13 protein-coding genes are annotated in these 15,929 nt (G+C 65.0%); 7 read left to right on the top strand and 6 right to left on the bottom strand.

All coding sequences use genetic code 11. The features are described 5' to 3' along the window. Positions 1–12: 12 nt before the first annotated feature. Complete coding sequence (locus BV82_RS17210) at positions 13–627, bottom strand: LysE family translocator (protein WP_036996220.1); 615 nt, start codon at positions 625–627, stop codon at positions 13–15. Between the two features lie 180 nt (positions 628–807). On the opposite strand from BV82_RS17210, the gene BV82_RS17205 reads away from it, so the two are divergent. Together BV82_RS17205 and BV82_RS17200 are read left to right on the top strand one after the other, a co-directional pair. Beyond that, on the top strand, positions 808–1,476 hold the full coding sequence (locus BV82_RS17205; RefSeq protein ID WP_010222360.1) for a hypothetical protein: 669 nt from the start codon (positions 808–810) through the stop codon (positions 1,474–1,476). Further along, on the top strand, positions 1,469–2,119 hold the full coding sequence (locus BV82_RS17200) for an RES family NAD+ phosphorylase (RefSeq protein ID WP_010222359.1): 651 nt from the start codon (positions 1,469–1,471) through the stop codon (positions 2,117–2,119). Before BV82_RS17205 ends, BV82_RS17200 begins: the two co-directional genes overlap by 8 nt. Here the strand turns inward: BV82_RS17200 and BV82_RS17195 are convergent, their stop codons facing one another. The 5 genes from BV82_RS17195 to fdnG all read right to left on the bottom strand — a co-directional run bounded on the left by BV82_RS17195 (position 2,120) and on the right by fdnG (position 7,979). Continuing rightward, positions 2,120–2,347 (bottom strand): hypothetical protein, encoded by a 228-nt coding sequence (locus BV82_RS17195; protein WP_010222358.1) that lies wholly within the window; start codon positions 2,345–2,347, stop codon positions 2,120–2,122. Between the two features lie 121 nt (positions 2,348–2,468). Continuing rightward, complete coding sequence (fdhE, locus tag BV82_RS17190) at positions 2,469–3,380, bottom strand: formate dehydrogenase accessory protein FdhE (protein WP_010222357.1); 912 nt, start codon at positions 3,378–3,380, stop codon at positions 2,469–2,471. Continuing rightward, on the bottom strand, positions 3,377–4,024 hold the full coding sequence (locus tag BV82_RS17185) for a formate dehydrogenase subunit gamma (RefSeq protein ID WP_010222356.1): 648 nt from the start codon (positions 4,022–4,024) through the stop codon (positions 3,377–3,379). The genes fdhE and BV82_RS17185 overlap by 4 nt, the downstream gene beginning before the upstream one ends. Beyond that, a complete protein-coding gene (fdxH, locus tag BV82_RS17180; RefSeq protein WP_269467564.1) occupies positions 4,021–4,911 on the bottom strand; it encodes a formate dehydrogenase subunit beta in 891 nt (296 codons plus the stop codon). The genes BV82_RS17185 and fdxH overlap by 4 nt, the downstream gene beginning before the upstream one ends. Positions 4,912–4,928: 17 nt before the next feature. Then, on the bottom strand, positions 4,929–7,979 hold the full coding sequence (gene fdnG / locus BV82_RS17175) for a formate dehydrogenase-N subunit alpha (RefSeq protein WP_081839691.1): 3,051 nt from the start codon (positions 7,977–7,979) through the stop codon (positions 4,929–4,931). A gap of 497 nt (positions 7,980–8,476) precedes the next feature. On the opposite strand from fdnG, the gene BV82_RS17170 reads away from it, so the two are divergent. From BV82_RS17170 to BV82_RS17150, 5 genes are read left to right on the top strand one after another with little or no spacing between them, the layout of a single operon-like run. Further along, entirely contained in the window at positions 8,477–10,564 is a 2,088-nt protein-coding gene (locus BV82_RS17170; RefSeq protein ID WP_036996224.1) for a TonB-dependent receptor family protein, read from the top strand. A 44-nt stretch (positions 10,565–10,608) separates the two neighbouring features. Continuing rightward, positions 10,609–12,324: an ABC transporter substrate-binding protein gene (locus BV82_RS17165; RefSeq protein WP_036996218.1), complete on the top strand. Its 1,716-nt coding sequence runs from the start codon at positions 10,609–10,611 to the stop codon at positions 12,322–12,324. Further along, complete coding sequence (locus BV82_RS17160; protein WP_010222351.1) at positions 12,321–13,253, top strand: ABC transporter permease; 933 nt, start codon at positions 12,321–12,323, stop codon at positions 13,251–13,253. Before BV82_RS17165 ends, BV82_RS17160 begins: the two co-directional genes overlap by 4 nt. 22 nt (positions 13,254–13,275) lie before the next feature. Then, positions 13,276–14,559, top strand: coding sequence for an acyl-CoA dehydrogenase family protein (locus tag BV82_RS17155; RefSeq protein WP_036996217.1), 1,284 nt, complete (start codon positions 13,276–13,278; stop codon positions 14,557–14,559). A 20-nt stretch (positions 14,560–14,579) separates the two neighbouring features. Beyond that, complete coding sequence (locus BV82_RS17150; RefSeq protein WP_036996216.1) at positions 14,580–15,923, top strand: LLM class flavin-dependent oxidoreductase; 1,344 nt, start codon at positions 14,580–14,582, stop codon at positions 15,921–15,923. Positions 15,924–15,929 lie beyond the last annotated feature (6 nt).

The raw sequence follows: 15,929 nt of genomic DNA, 5'->3' as shown, positions 1-15,929 counted from the left end.
CGCAGGCGCTCCTCAGCGCTGAGTGAACGCCAGGTTCAGGCCCAGGCCGGCAAAAGAGGCAGCAAAACTGCGGCGCAGCCAGTTCTGCACCCGCGGCGATTCAATCACCGCGCGGCGAAACAGGTTGGCCAGCAGACCGTACAACACAAACACCACGAAGGTCATGAGCATGAACACCGCGCTCAGGCTGAGCATCTGCCCGGTCACCGAGCCCCCCTCGGCACGGATGAACTGTGGCAGGAAGGCGAGGAAGAAAATCGTCAGTTTCGGGTTGAGGATGTTCAACAGGCAGGCCCGCAGGATCAGGCTGCCAGCGCTGCCGACGGCGGTGTTACGGTCGACTGCAAAGGCCGAGCGGTCGCGCCAGGTGGCGTAGGCCAGGTACAACAGGTAGGCGACACCCGCGAACTTCAGGCCCTGGAAGGCCAGGGCGCTGGTGTGCAGGATGGCCGACAGGCCAAGGATCGAGGCCAGCAGGTGCGGGATAATCCCCGCCGTGCAGCCCAGCGCTGTATAGAGGCTGGCGCGCTTGCCGGCCACCAGGGCAGTGGAGAGGGTCAGGATCACGCCGCTGCCGGGAATCAGCACGACGATCAATGAAGTAATGAGAAAATCCAGGCTCGGCATTGCGACAGGCTCCATCTTGTCAGGGTTGGTTGAAGACCTGTTTACAGGCGTCCACTGCTTAGTTCAAGTGTAAAGCCGCCGGCAGGATTTGCTCGCCGGTCGTCGGCGCCTGGCTGGTGAGCCTGGGTTATCTGGATTATCCTTGATTAAAGGTATTCGATCTCATCATCAGGAGGTTCCATGAGCCGTGCTACGGATCAGCGTCCGGCGGTTAGCGCCCTGGCCGGGTCCCCCAAAGCCCTGCGCAAGCGCCTGAGCCACCAGCAAGCCGAGCAGGTGGTGGCCGTGGCCCTGGCCGATGCCAGCCCGGGGGAGGCCGATGCCATTGCCGCCACCTTCGCCAGCGTTGCCGAATTGGTCAAAAGCCTGATGGGCCGGCAACAGCAGCACACCCTCGAATCCATCGTCGAAGCCCTGGTACCCAAGGCGCCGCCAACGCCCAATGCGCTCAAAGAGGCGGCGATGCTGGCCCAGGCGCGCACCGCAGTGCTGGAGAGCGGCGATTGGCTGACCGCCGCGCAGATCGCCGGGCTGGCTGGCTTCAGCCTGAGCAACCCCAGCGCCCAGCCGAACAAGTGGAAGCGCGAAGGGGCGATCTTCGCCCTGCGCCACCATGGCGTGGATTATTTCCCGGCCTATGGCCTGGACGCCGCTTACCGGCCGCTCAAGGCCATGGCCCCGGTGCTTGCACGTTTTGCCCAGGCCAAGGACAGCTGGGGCCTGGCGTATTGGTTCATGTCGGCCAACAGCTTTCTCGGTGGCAAGCGCCCGCTCGATGTCATCAGCCGTGCCCCGGAGCAGGTGCTGGCCGCCGCCGACGACGAGCTGCAGGGCGTCGCCCATGGGTGATACACCGGCACCTGCCGGTGTATTGCAACTGTCGACCCTGACCTGGGCCCAGGGTACGCCGATCCATCGGCTGCACCTGGAGAGTTACGGCCCCGGCCAGTTCAACCCCGGGCTCAAGGGCAATGCCCGTTTCAGCCCGATCCGGGACGCCCGTGGCCAGCCGATCCCGACCTTGTACGGTGGCACCAGCTTCGACTGTGCGGCAATGGAAACGGTGTTCCACGACGTGCCCTTTGCCGCCGGGCTCAAGACCTTTGACAAGGGCAAGTTGCAGGGGCAGCTGCATTCGGTGCTGCGCAGCGCGCAGGACCTGCTGCTGGTGGACCTGGGCAGCAAGGCCCTGCGCAAGCTCGGGGTGCCGCGCAACCAGTTGATCGATACCGAGAAGGACCAGTACCCGCAGACCCGCTTGTGGGCCGAGGCGATTCACCGGCAGAGCCCTGAGGTGCAGGGCCTGTGCTGGACCTCACGGCAGGATGACAGTGCGCGGGCGATGATGCTGTTTGGCGATCGGCTGGCGGGCAAAATGCTCAAGCCCCAGGGCCAATCGCGCAGCGTGCTGCAGGACAGCGGGGCTTACGCCGAGCTGTTGCACCTGGCCGAGCAGATCGGTGTGCTGCTGGTCGCCGGGCGCATGGGTTGATTACTCGGCTTTGCCGCGCACGATGCGTCCGCCCTTGATCTCGTCGGCGTAGGCCTTGAGCTTGTCGGAGTCTTTGTACAGGCGGTTCATCAGGTGCAGCACGGCAACCACGTCAACGCCGTCGATTCGCTCGGCCAGTTTGCTGATTTCACCGGCGGTGCGTTCCAGGTTGCTGGCGACGGTTTTAAGGTCGCGCTTGAGTTCGGCGGAGGATTTCTTGATGCCCATGGGGAGTCTCTTGGTGGGGTCGTGCTTGTGAGAGGGCTGCTGTGCAGCCCATCGCCGGCAAGCCAGCTCCCACAGGGGCCGGTGTATGCACTCTGTGGGAGCTGGCTTGCCAGCGATGCTGTCAGCCGGGAAACAAGAACGGGCTGACACCACTGCGCCCATACCCCTCACGCTCCACTTCGGCGTCCAGCGCCAGGGAGGCCAGGTCATCGGCCAGCACTTCCTGGTCGCGGTCCTTTTCCGGGTACAACACTTTCAGGTAGCTGTGACAGTCGTTGCAGCTCTCGGCCTTGATCGGCGCATCCTGCCGTTCCAGCGACCAATAGTCCAGGGCGCCGGTGGCTTCGCAGTTGCTGCATTTTACCCGAACCATGTGCCAGCGGCTTTCGCACAGGCTGCAATGCAGGTAGCGCAGCCCGGCCTGGGCGCCGGTCATGATCACGCTGGCCACCGGCGCGCTGGCGCATACCGGGCAATGCTGGCGCTGCTCGCCCAGGGAGGCCTTGGCCGAGGCCGGCAGGGCATTGGCCAACTGGGTGAAGTACAGCGACAGTGCGCTCCAGAGGAACAGCGCCTGGCCGCTGTCGACCTGGTCGTAGTCACCGGCGAGCAAGGCGCTGGCGAGGTCTTCCAGTTGCGCTGCCGAGTAGCCGCGCAAGCGCTCCAGGGTACCGCGAACCGTCGGGTTGGCATCGCTGTAGAGCGCATCGATCAAAGCACTGAGCAACTGCTGCCAGTAGGCGTCGCGTGGGTACTCGCGGCTCGCCAGCGGCGCCCGGCCATTGGCCAGGCGCGCAGCCAGCCCGGATGCCAGCGCTTCAGGCAACGGCAGCGTTTCAAGCAGCTGTTGCTGAGCCTCGGCGATGCCGGCACAAAAGCCCAGGTAATCGCCCATGGCATGGCCGTCGGCCAACTGGCGCAGGCGCGCCGCGCGTTGGCGGTAGCGGTCCTTGAGCGACGGCAGCAGCACCGCGACGATCTCGTTGACGCCACCGCTGGGCGTCTGCACCGGGGTCATCTGGATGCTGTTCATTTCTCGCTCCCAGCCTTGCTCTGCTTGCCGCTCAGTTGACGGTACCAGCGGTCATGGTGGGTCTTGGCCCAACTGCGGCTGACGTAGCCGGTGACCATGCCACGGATCGAGCCCTTGACCCAGAATGCAAGATAAGCGTGACCGATGATCAGCAGAATCAGGCTGATGCCGGCCAGCGCATGCACCAGCAGGCCGATGCGGATGGTCGGGATGCTGAACAGCGGGGCGAAGTACGGCCGCCAGATCACCACGCCGCTGAGCAGCAGCAGGCTGATCAGGCCCATGATTCCCCAGAACAGGATCTTCTGCCCGGCGTTGTACTTGCCGATGTTCAGCACCGGCTCATGCTTGCCGGCCAGTACCTGCTTGAGGTTCTTGAACCACTGCAGGTCTTCGCGCTCCGGCAGGTTGTAGCGCACGAAGCGCACGAACAGGAACATCAGCAGCAAGAACACCAGCACACCGAAAAACGGGTGAAGGATGCGCGCCAGCTGCGGGGTGCCGAATACCGCATTGAGGCCGTTGAGCGACGGGAAGAACCACGACAGCCCCGACAGCGCCACGGCGAAGAAGCAGATCACCATGAACCAGTGGCTGGCGCGCTCGATGAAGCGCGTACGCAGGATCAGTTTGTCCTTGTTCATGCGTGGGTATCCTCTTCGATCTTCTGGTCCTGTTCGTCGACTTCATTGGGGCCGACGCCGATGTAGTGGAACAGGGTGCCGGCCAAGGTGGCGAAGAACGCCGCCGCGGCCACCGGTTTCATCCAGCCTTTCCAGCCCTGGATGGCATTGCTGATGCGCGGGTCGGTGGGCAGCTTGTGGTACAGCTGCGGTTTGTCGGCATGCTGCAGCACGTACACCACGTGGGTGCCGCCGACGCCCTGCGGGTCATAGATGCCGGCACCGGCAAAGCCGCGGCCCTGCAGCTCGGTGACCCGCTCGCTGGCCTGGTGCAGCATGTCCTGTTTGCTGCCGAAGTTGATCGCGCCGGTCGGGCAGGTCTTGACGCAGGCAGGCTCCTGGCCGACCGAGACGCGGTCGACGCACAGCGTGCACTTGTAGGCCTTGTTGTCTTTCTGGCTGATGCGCGGCACATCGAACGGGCAGCCGGCGATGCAGTAGCCACAGCCGATGCAGTGCTCGGACTGGAAATCAACGATGCCGTTGGCGTACTGGATGATCGCCCCCGGTTGCGGGCAGGCTTTCAGGCAGCCGGGGTCGGCGCAGTGCATGCAGCCGTCCTTGCGGATCAGCCACTCGAGCTTGCCGCTTTCGTCTTCGACTTCATCGAAGCGCATCAGCGTCCAGGTTTCGGCGGACAGGTCGGCCGGGTTGTCGTATACGCCAACGTTGTGGCCGACCTCATCGCGCAGGTCGTTCCATTCGTTGCACGCCACCTGGCAAGCCTTGCAGCCGATGCAGATGCTCACGTCGATCAGCTTGGCCACTTCGGCCTGGTGATCGCGGGTGTGCGGCGCCGGGGTCAGCACATTGGTGGCCGAGCGGCGGACGATGTCTTGGGATTGCATGGACATGGTATTCGCCCTCAGACCTTTTCAATGTTCACGAGAAACGCCTTGTACTCCGGCGTATGGGTGTTCGACTCGCCGATGCCCGGGGTCAGGGTGTTGGCCAGAAAGCCCTTGCGCGTGCTGCCTTCGTAACCCCAGTGGCAGGGGATGCCGATGGTGTCGACATCCTGGCCGTCGACCGCCAGGCGGCGGATGCGCTTGGTCACCACGGCCTTGGCCTTGATGTAGCCACGCTTGGTGCTGACCTTGACCAGGTCACCCTGGACGATGCCTTTGTCGGCGGCCAGCTTCTCGCCGATCTCGATGAACTGCTCGGGCTGGACGATGGCGTTCAGCCGCGCGTGCTTGGTCCAGTGGCGGAACAACTCGGTGATCGAGTAGGTGGTCGCCACGTAGGGAAACTCTTCGCGCTTGCCCATGCGCTGGCGATCGCTTTCATACAGCCGCGCGGTCGGGCTGTAGGTCACGTTCGGGTGCAGCGGGTTGCTCGCCAGCGGGCTTTCGGTCGGTTCGTAGTGCTCGGGGAACGGCCCGTCGTTCATGGCGCCGACTGAGAACAGCCGGCCCAGGCCTTCAGGCAGCATGATGAACGGGTTGACCTTGCCCCCAGGGGCGGCGGTGACGGCAAAGTCGGGCACGTCGACACCGCTCCAGCGCACGCCGTCCCAGCCGATCAGCTTGCGTTTCGGGTCCCACGGCTTGCCCTGCGGGTCGGCCGAGGCGCGGTTGTAAAGAATGCGCCGGTTCTGCGGCCAGGCCCAGGCCCAGCCCGGGGTGCAACCCAGGCCGCTGTCGGCGTTGTCGCGACGGGCCATCTGGTTGCCTTGTTCGGTCCAGGAGCCGGCGAAGATCCAGTTGAAGCACTGGGTGCTGCCGTCGTCGCGCAGTTGCGAGAAGTCGCTGAGCAACTGGCCCTTGCGCAGGATCAGGTTGCCTTGCTCGTCGTGCAGATCGGCGAGGGCGCGGCCGTTGGATTCCTTGGCCACTTCTTCGGGCTTGGGGTCCAGCGGGTCGGCGTAGTTCCAGGCCATGTTGAGGATCGGTGCCGGGTTGGCGCCGCCTTCCTTTTCGTACAGCTCGCGGATCTTCAGGAACAGGTGGCCGAGGATCTTGCCGTCGTGCCAGGCCTCCCCGGGTGGCGCAGCGCCCGCCCAGTGCCATTGCAGCCAGCGTCCGGAGTTGACGATCGAGCCGTCTTCTTCGGCAAAGCACGAGGAGGGCAGGCGGAACACTTCGGTCTGGATCGCGGCGCTATCGACGTCATGCTGCTCGCCGTGGTTCTGCCAGAAGCTCGAGGTCTCGGTGGCCAGCGGGTCGATGATCACCAGGAACTTGAGCTTGGCCAGCGCCGCCTGGGCCTTGTTCTTGTCGGGGAACGCCGCCACCGGGTTGAAGCCCTGGGCGATGTAGCCGTTGACCTTGCCCTCGTACATGCGGTTGCTGAAGTTGAGCACGTCGTAGCTGTCGTCCCACTTGGGCAGCCAGTCGTAGCCCCAGTCGTTGTCCTTGGTGGCCTTGTCGCCCCAGAGGCTTTTCATCAGGCTGACGAAGAACTTCGGCGTGTGCTTGTAGTAGTTGACCTGGTCCTCCAGCAGCGCTGTCGGCGTCGTCTGCTTGAGGTAGGTGGCAAGCGTAGTCTGCTCGTCGGACGGCAGGTTCATGTAGCCGGGCAGGCGCAGCGACAGCAGGCCCAGGTCGGTGTAGCCCTGGATGTTGGAGTGGCCGCGCAGGGCGTTGACCCCGCCACCGGCCATGCCGATGTTGCCCAGCAGCAGCTGGATCATGCCCGAGCCACGGATCATCTGCGCGCCGTTGGTGTGGTGGGTCCAGCCCAGGGCGTAGAGGAAGGTCGCGGTCTTGTCCGGGGCAGAGGTTTCGCCAAGGATCGCGCAGATATTGAGGAAGTCGTCCTTGGGCGTACCGCAGACGTTGGTGACCATCTCCGGGGTGTAGCGGCTGACGTGGGCCTTGAGCAGGTTCCACACGCAGCGTGGGTGCTGCAGGGTCAGGTCGCGCTTGGCGTAGCCTTTTTCGTCGAGCTCGTAGGTCCAGGAACTGCGGTCGTAGCTGCGTTTTTTCGTGTCATAGCCACTGAACAGGCCGTCGTCGAAGTGGTAGTCCGCGCGCACGATCAGGCTGGCGTTGGTGTAGTGGCGCACGTACTCGTGCTGGATCTTGTCGTGGCTGATCAGGTAGTTGACCACGCCCATCAGGAAGGTCACGTCGGAGCCTGCGCGGATCGGCGAGTAGATGTCGGCCACCGCGGCGCTGCGGTTGAAGCGCGGGTCGACGACAATGACCTTGGCGCCGTTGCGGATCTTCGCCTCGATCACCCACTTGAAGCCCACCGGGTGCGCCTCGGCCGGGTTGCCGCCCATGATCAGCACGACGTTGGCGTTCTTGATGTCGACCCAGTTGTTGGTCATGGCGCCACGGCCGAAGGTCGGCGCCAGGGCCGAAACGGTCGGCGCGTGGCAGACCCGGGCCTGGCTGTCGGTGCCGAGGATGCCCAGGGCGCGGGTGAAGCGCTGGTCCAGCGAGCCGGTTTCGCTGCTGGCCGCCGACGAGCAGAGCATGCCGGTGCTGAGCCAGCGGTTGACCGTGGTGCCCTTGGCGTTCTTCTCGATGAAGTTGGCGTCGCGGTCGTCCTTCATCAGCCGGGCGATGCGCTCGATGGCGTGATCCCAGCTGATGCGCTGCCATTTGTCCGAGCCCGGCGCGCGGTATTCGGGGTAGAGCAGGCGCTGTTCGCTGTGCACGTAGTCGACCAGGCCGGCGCCCTTGGGGCACAGCGAGCCACGGCTGACCGGGTGATCAGGGTCGCCTTCGATATGGAAGATGCGCGCCTTGGCGTTCTTGGCACCGTCGCCAAGGCTGTACATGAGAATCCCGCAACCGACCGAGCAATAGGTGCAGTTGTTGCGGGTTTCCTTGGCGCGCAGCAGCTTGTACTGGCGCGACTGGGTCGCCTGGGCCACGCCCGGGGCAAAGCCCAGGCTCGCACAGGTGGCGGTGGCGACGCCGGCGGTACAGAGCTTGAAAAACTGTCGTCTGCCAAGTCCCATGGGTATCTCCTCATTCTTATCGGCTGCACAAAGCTGCGGGCATAGGCATGCCCGGCAACAAGGCGTCGCAAGCGCGGTTGGCTGGGGTAAAAAGCACGGTGTGTCGCAAGTCCCTGTCTGTTGCAGGGTTTTGAGCGGACGTATGCGCGCTAGTGTATTCCCGTACGGAATGTGGGACTAATCGACCTTGTTGATAGGTCTATCGACGGGATCTATCAAGGCTTGGAGCATGATCAAGTGTTCGCCAGGCAACAGCAGTTGCACAGATACCCGAAATTCGAACAATTGTTTAAACCGCAGGAGCCGCTCAAGCGCAGGGATTACAAGGGTTTTACCGGTTGGCACGGTCGCTGCAACAGCTCCCTTCGAGATTGACTATACCAATAGAAACTCGCCTATTTTTTAATCAGGTGGGGAGCAATACCTTGAATTTCGTGCCTCGGGCAACATCCGTTTTATTCAATTCTTCGACCAAAGTAGTAGGCAAGGACTGGACACTGGCCAGCGTCGGCGCCGCACTGTTGAGCCTGGCGCCGCTGGCCCAGGCCGAAGATGCCACACAGACCGAAAAACGCCTGGAGACGGTCACCGTCCAGGCGGCCAAAGCCACCCCGGTGCAAGCGGCGCAGGCGCAACTGGACGAGATCCCCGGCGGTACCGGGCTGGTTCAGCAGGCCGAGGTGGAGAAGGGCCGTTCGGCCACCCTGGAAGACACCCTGGCCTATCAACCGGGGGTGTATGCCCAGGCCGCCGGTGGCAACGATGCGATCAAGATTTCCATCCGTGGTTCGGGTGCCAACACCTCGCCGGGCTATTTCCGCGAAGGCACCAAGTTCCTCTTCGACGGCCTGGCCCTGACCGGCGCCGGCGGCACGCCTTATGAGTTGCTCGACACCCAGGGCTTGAGCTACACCGAAGTGCTGCGCGGCGCCAACGCTTTCGAGTACGGCGCCTTGTCGCTGGGCGGCGCGATCAACTTCGTCACCCACTCTGGCCTCACTGCGCCAGGCAACCGCATCAAGGTCGAAGGCGGCAGTTTCGGCTGGCAGAAGCAGACCCTCAGCACCGGTGGCGTGGCCGGCAACGCCGACTACTTCATCAGCGTCGACAATTCCAAGCGCGACGGTTACCAGGACTTCACCTTCACCAAGGCCAAGGGCGTGGTGACCAACTTCGGCTACCGCTTCAACCCCAAGCTGGAAACCCGCCTGTACATCCGCTACCGCGAGGAGTACCACGAGAACGCCGGGGCCCTGACCCTGGCGCAGCTGAAAAAGAATTCCTCGCAGACCAACCCCAGCACCCGCGCCACCCGTGGCGACTCGACCAAGGAAGGCTCGACCTGGGTCGGCAGCAAAACCACCTACACCTTCGACGACGACTCGACCCTGGTGGCCGGGCTGGTCTATCACAACTACCCGCAGATCCTCAGCAAGAAGAGCACGGTCAACCCCAACTACTGGGACTGGCGCGACATCAACTACTCGCTCAAGTACACCCGCAGCGACCAGCTGTTCGGCCTGCCGAGCACCACCAGCGTCGGCTGGAGCAGCACCCAGCACATCCGCTCCGGGGTGCGCACCTACAGCGGTGACAAGGACCTGGGCAGGTTGCAGAAGCAGGTCGAGTACGACGGCTCGTTCGACCATGTGTTGTCGCTGGGCAACGACCTCGGACTGACCGACAACCTGTACCTGTCCACGGGCCTCTCGGCCATCGAGGTCAAGCGCAACGTCGATGTCAACTTCAGCGACCGGCCCAACACCAGCGGCATCCCCAGCCACTACCGTTATGAGGAGTGGAAACTGGCGCCACGGGTCGGCCTGCGTTATTACCTGACCCCGGACGTGCAGGTGTTCGGCAACGTCAGCCGCTCCATCGACCCGCCCAGCTCCTGGTCCAGTTCCGGCTCGGGGGTGACCACCAACTTCGCCAAGACCCTGGTGCCACAAAGCGCCAACACCGTTGAGCTGGGTATTCGCGGGCGCTCGGAGATCTTCGACGGCAGCCTGACCCTGTACAAATCCTGGATCAAGGACGAACTGCTCAACGTCGAAATCCTCCCGGCCACCAACACTGCGGCCGCCGTGGTCTCGACCTCCAACGCCAGCCCGACCATCCACCAGGGCATCGAGGCGGGGCTGACCACCAAGCTCTGGCAGCGCGATAACGGCGATGTGCTGAGCTGGCGCCAGGCCTACACCCTCAACGACTTCCACTACCGCAACGACCCGCTGTTCGCCAAGAACGAGCTGCCGGGCCTGCCCAAGCACATCTACCAGGGCGAGCTGTTCTACCAGTACGCCAATGGCTTTTACGCCGGGGTCAATGTGCGCTCGGCATCGAGCACGGCGGTGGACTACGCCAACAGCTTCTACGCCCCGTCCTACACCCTGTGGGGCGCACGCCTGGGCTACGACGCGCCGAACAAGACCTGGCAGGTGTACCTGGACCTGAAGAACCTCACCGACAAGGACTACGTCACCGCCCTGGTGCCCAGCTACGACGCCAAGGGCCAGGACACCGCTTCGCTGTATCCGGGTGATGGCTTCGGCGCCTACACCGGGATTGCCTACAACTTCTGAGCCAGGGGCGGGTGCCGTTCTTGCGGCACCTGCAGGAGAACCGCATGAGAGTAATCGCAAGGCTGGGTGGCCCCGCCGTGCTCGGCGCGCTGCTGGCCCTGGGCGCCTGCAAGCCGGTGGAGCCGGCGCCGGGGCAGGGCAGCGGCGGCATCGACGGCACGCTGCACAACGGCACCCTGAGCTATGCCGCGCAAGACTATTACGAGGCCGCCCCGGGCAAGCCCGGTGGCACCCTGCGGGTGTCGACGGCATCCGACACCACGACCCTCGACGTGCATTCGATTTCCCACGGCAATGTGCAGTGGCTGGGGCGCATCCTGTTTGATTGCCTGCTGTACCAGGACGAGCAGGGCAATATCTCGCCGTGGCTGGCCAAGTCCTGGGAGATCTCCGACGACGGCAAGACCTACACCTTTCATCTGCGCGATGACGTGACCTTCAGCGATGGCGAAAAATTCAACGCCCGCGCCCTGCAGGTCAACCTTGAACACATGCGCGACCCGGCGACCAAGTCGCCGCTGGCTGCCGCCTATATCGCCCCCTACGTGGATGGGCGCATCGTCGATGAGTACACCTTCGAAGCGCACCTGCGCGAGCCTTATTCGCCGTTTCTCGATGTGCTGGCGCAATCCTGGCTGAGCATGATCTCGCCACGGCAGATCCTCGAAGCGCCGAAGACCATCGCCGAACACCCGATCGGCTCCGGGCCCTTCGTGCTGGAAAGCTACACCCGCGACCAGGGCGCCAACTTCGTCAAGCGCAAGGGCTACAACTGGGCTCCCGCAGTGACCCGGCACCAGGGCGAGGCCTACCTCGACCGCCTGGAACTGAGCATCGTCCCCGAACCGATGATCCGCTTCAGTACCCTGGAAGCCGGCCAGTCGGACTTTACCGTCGATGCCCCGACCCAGAACGCCCGGGCCATTCGCGCCAACCCGGATTTGCAGATGCGCAGCCGTATCCGCAAGGCCAACCCGTTTCGCAGCCTGACCTTCAACGTCGAGCGCTTCCCCTTCGATGACGTCCAGGTGCGCCGCGCCGTGGCCAAGGCCATCGACCGCGACGGCCTGGCCTGGATCACCGGTTTTGGCGAGTACCTGGCCAAGGGTGATTTTCTCGCCGCCAACACCCGCTACTACGACCCGGCATTCAAGGACGTGCTGGCCTATGACGTGGCTGAAGCCAACCGCATTCTCGACCAGGCCGGCTGGAGCGAGCGCGACGGCCAGGGCTACCGGGTCAAGCACGGCCAGCGCCTGGCCGCGCATTTGCTGACCTACGAAACCGCCGCCTACCCCAGCAGCATCGCCGTGGCCATCCAGGCCGACCTGAAGAAGATCGGCCTGCAGATCGACATCGACCTGCTGCCCCTGGCCCAGGTCACCCAGCGCCGGTACGCCAGCGACTTCCAGCTGATTGGCGGCGGCTACTGGCACACCAACACCCCCGATGGCCTGTACATCCTCTACCACAGCCAGGCGATCAGCACTGCCAAGCTGATCGGCCAGAACGCCGGGCGTTTTCGCGATGCCGAGCTCGACCGGGTGCTCAGCGCCGCACGCCAGACCACCGACCCGGTCGAGCTGAGCGACCTCTACCGCATCGCCCAGCAGCGCCTGGCGCAGACCATCCCGGCGGTGCCGGTGTTCGAAAGCCATGTGCTGCTGACCTACCGCAAGCAGGTCAAGGGCCTGATTTTCGACACCTCGCACAACACCCCGTTGTTCACCAGCGTGTGGCTCGACCCGGAGGGCAAATGACTACTTTGCAGCGATTGGCCTGGCGCCTGCTGGCCGGCATCGGCGTGCTCTGGGGCGCGGCGACCCTGACGTTCCTGGCCATCAACCTCAGTGCCGGCGACCCGGCCCTGGCAATTCTCGGCGGCCCCGACGCCATGCCCAGCGCCGAGCTGATCGCCCAGGTGCGCGCCGAGTACGGCCTCGATCAACCGTTGTGGGTGCAGTACGGCCAGTACCTGGCGCGCCTGGCCCAGGGCGACCTCGGTGAGTCGTACCGCCTGCGCATTCCGGTGCTGCAGGTGATCGGCAGCCAGTTGGGCGCCACGCTGCAGCTGTCGCTGGCCGCAGCCTTGCTGTCGATCCTCCTCGCGGTGAGCTGCGCGGTGCTCACCGCCAACCGCCCGCGCTGGGTGCGCGCGCTGGTGTCCGGCAGCGAACTGGTGCTGTCGTCGGCGCCATCGTTCGTGATCGGCATCGTGCTGTTGCTGCTGTTCTCGTTCGGCTGGCACCTGCTGCCACCGTCCGGCTCCAACAGCTGGCAGGCGCTGATCTTGCCGAGCCTGGCCCTGGCCCTGCCGGTTGCCGCGGTGCTGACCCAGGTACTGCGCCAGGAACTCGAGGACATCCTCGAACAGCCCTTTATCGCCATGGCCCGGGCGCGCGGCATGTCCGAGACGGGCGTGCGCCTCAAGCACGCCTTGCGCCATGCCCTGGTGCCGCTGGTGACGCTCTCCGGTTTTGTCTTTGCCAGCCTGCTGGGCGGTGCGGTGATCATCGAAATGCTGTTCGCCCGCCAGGGCATCGGCCGGCTGATGCTCGATGCCGCCATCACCAAGGACATGCCGTTGCTGTTGGGGATCACCCTGCTGGCGGCGGCGATTTATGGGGTCGTCAACGTTCTCGTCGACCTGATCAACCACTGGGTCGACCCGCGCAGCAAAAGCGTATGAACCCGCATTTCAAGGACCAGCCATGAGTGCCCATGAGTTGCCAACACCCCTGGCCGCGAACCCCGCAAGCCAGGACTATGCCCACCTGCAGGCGCGTTTTGCCGCGGTTTTTGCCCGCATCGCCGAAGGCGCGGTAGACCGCGAGCAGCAGCGCACACTGGCCCATGAGCCGGTGGCCTGGCTGCGCGAGGCGGGCTTCGGCGCCCTGCGCGTGCCCCAGGCGTTGAACGGCGCGCAGGTCAGCCTGCCGGTGCTGTTTCGTCTGTTGATCGAGCTCGCCGAGGCCGATTCCAACCTGCCGCAGATCTTCCGCGCCCACTTCGGTTTTGTCGAAGGCCGGTTGGCCAGCGCTGACGTCGCTTCGCAACGCCACTGGCTGACCAAGGTGGCGGCGGGGCAGTTGTGGGGCGCGGCCATGGCCGAACGTACCGACACCACCGGCAATTCGGTGCGGCTCACGGCTGCCGACCCGCAGGCGCCGCACGCTGGCTGGTTGCTAGAAGGCGAGAAGTACTACTGCACCGGCGCCATCTATGCCGACTGGGTGGCGGCGGTGGCCATGCTCGACGAGGATTTTGTCAGCGTAGTGGTTTCGACCACGGCGCCGGGGGTCAGCCTTGAGGATGACTGGGACGGTTTCGGCCAGCGCCTGAGCGGCAGCGGCACCACCCGCTTTGCCGCGGTCGCGGTGCCGCCGGCGCAGGTGTTGCGCCGCTTCAAGCCCGGCGAGCTGCGCGCTGAGTCCTACTTGTCAGCCTTTTACCAGCTGTACCACCTGGCGACCCTGGCCGGTATTGCCCGTGCGGTGCAGCGGGATGCCGTCGACTTCGTCCAGGGCCGCACCCGCGCCTTTGGCGTGCCTGGCCAGTCCAGCCCCAAGGACGACCCGCTGGTGCAGCGGGTGATCGGCCGCCTGTCGAGCCTGGCCTATGCCGCCCAAGCCCTGGTGCTGGATGTCGCCCAGGTGCTGCAGACGGTGCACGAAGCCGAGCTCGACGGCACGGTCGGCGAAGACCACTACGTCGAGGCCGATATCCGCACCTACCAGGCCCAGCAGGTGGTGCTGGAGCAGGTGCTCGAAGCCACCACCTTGCTGTTTGAAGTCGGCGGCGCCTCGGCCACCAGCCAGGCCCGGCGCCTCGACCGGCATTGGCGCAACGCCCGCACCCTGGCCTCGCACAACCCGGCGATCTACCGCGAGCGGGCGCTGGGCAACTACTACCTCAATGGCGTCAGCCCAGGTGCCGCCTGGCGCCAGTTGCACGAACAGGACAACGCCGCCCGCGACGAAGCCAGCGCGGTTTGACCCCCACTCAAGGAATTGCCATGAGCCAGCCCGCACAACACATGAGCATCGGCATGAACATCCTCGGTTTCGGCGCCCACGCCGGCGCCTGGCGCCAGGCCGAGGTGCCGGCCAATGCCTACCTCGACCAGCAGTACTACAGCAACATCGCGCGCATCGCCGAACGCGGTAAGCTCGATGCGATTTTCCTCGCCGACGGCCCGGCGCTGCTGGGCGATATTGCCGAGCACCCGGCCGGGCGCCTGGAGCCGACCGTGCTGCTCACCGCCGTGGCCCTGGCCACCCGCCACATCGGCGTGATCGCCACCGCCTCGAGCACTTACAACGACCCCTATAACCTGGCCCGGCGTTTCAGCTCGCTGGACCATATCAGCGGCGGCCGCGCGGCCTGGAACGTGGTCACCAATGCCGGCGACGCGGCGGCGCAGAACTTCGGCCTGGCCGGCGCGCCGCGCCATGTTGACCGTTACGCCCGTGCCGATGAGTTCATCGACGTCACCCTCAAGTTGTGGGACAGCTGGGAAGATGACGCGGTGATTGGCGACGCCCGCCGTGGGCGCTTTGCCGACCCGGCCAAGGTGCATGCGATCAACTTTGTCGGCGAGCACTTTTCGGTCAAGGGCCCGCTGAACCTGCCGCGCTCGCCCCAGGGCCGGCCGGTGCTGGTCCAGGCCGGGTCCTCCGAAGGTGGCAAGGCCCTCGGCTCGCGCTATGCCGATGCGATCTTCACCACCCAGACCACCCTGGTCGACGGCCAGGCCTTTTACCAGGAAATGAAGCAGCGCGCCCGCCAGTGGGGGCGCAACCCCGAGCACCTGAAAATCATGCCGGGGTTGTCGACGGTGATTGGCAGCAGCGAGGCCGAGGCCCAGGCGCGCTTCGACGAACTCAATGCCTGGTACGGCGAAGAGGGGCTGATCAATCAGGTGGCGGCGCGGGTGGGTCTTGCGGTCAGCGAGCTGGAACTGGATGCGCCCTTGCCCTGGGAGCGGATCGGCCCGGTGGCGGAATTCGAGCGCGGCTCCCACGGTTTTCTCGAAGCCCAGTTGAACCTGGCGCGGCGCGAGCACCTGACCCTTCGTGAGCTGTCGCGGCGCATCCTGGTCGGCCACCGGCTGATCGTCGGCACCCCGGAACAGGTCGCCGACACCCTCGAACACTGGTTTCGCGCCGGTGCCGCCGACGGCTTCAACATCATGCCGGACATGTTCCCCTCGGGTGTCGAGGTGTTCGTCGACGAAGTGGTGCCGCTGCTGCAAAAGCGCGGGGTGTTCCGCCACGAATACCAGGGCAGCACCCTGCGCGACCACCTCGGCCTGCCGTACCCAGCCGGCCAGTACCAGCGCGCCGCCGAAGCGGTGTGAGCCTGG

Origin of the sequence: Pseudomonas donghuensis (genome assembly GCF_000696345.2) — a bacterium.
Lineage (GTDB): Bacteria > Pseudomonadota > Gammaproteobacteria > Pseudomonadales > Pseudomonadaceae > Aquipseudomonas > Aquipseudomonas donghuensis.
This window is presented reverse-complemented; position numbering and strand designations above follow the sequence as displayed.

Coding starts and splice junctions, on each gene's coding strand:
- BV82_RS17210 (WP_036996220.1), bottom strand. CDS start 627: ATGCCGAGCCTGGATTTTCTCATTACTTCATTGATCGTCGTGCTGATT.
- BV82_RS17205 (WP_010222360.1), top strand. CDS start 808: ATGAGCCGTGCTACGGATCAGCGTCCGGCGGTTAGCGCCCTGGCCGGG.
- BV82_RS17200 (WP_010222359.1), top strand. CDS start 1,469: ATGGGTGATACACCGGCACCTGCCGGTGTATTGCAACTGTCGACCCTG.
- BV82_RS17195 (WP_010222358.1), bottom strand. CDS start 2,347: ATGGGCATCAAGAAATCCTCCGCCGAACTCAAGCGCGACCTTAAAACC.
- fdhE (WP_010222357.1), bottom strand. CDS start 3,380: ATGAACAGCATCCAGATGACCCCGGTGCAGACGCCCAGCGGTGGCGTC.
- BV82_RS17185 (WP_010222356.1), bottom strand. CDS start 4,024: ATGAACAAGGACAAACTGATCCTGCGTACGCGCTTCATCGAGCGCGCC.
- fdxH (WP_269467564.1), bottom strand. CDS start 4,911: ATGCAATCCCAAGACATCGTCCGCCGCTCGGCCACCAATGTGCTGACC.
- fdnG (WP_081839691.1), bottom strand. CDS start 7,979: ATGGGACTTGGCAGACGACAGTTTTTCAAGCTCTGTACCGCCGGCGTC.
- BV82_RS17165 (WP_036996218.1), top strand. CDS start 10,609: ATGAGAGTAATCGCAAGGCTGGGTGGCCCCGCCGTGCTCGGCGCGCTG.
- BV82_RS17160 (WP_010222351.1), top strand. CDS start 12,321: ATGACTACTTTGCAGCGATTGGCCTGGCGCCTGCTGGCCGGCATCGGC.
- BV82_RS17155 (WP_036996217.1), top strand. CDS start 13,276: ATGAGTGCCCATGAGTTGCCAACACCCCTGGCCGCGAACCCCGCAAGC.
- BV82_RS17150 (WP_036996216.1), top strand. CDS start 14,580: ATGAGCCAGCCCGCACAACACATGAGCATCGGCATGAACATCCTCGGT.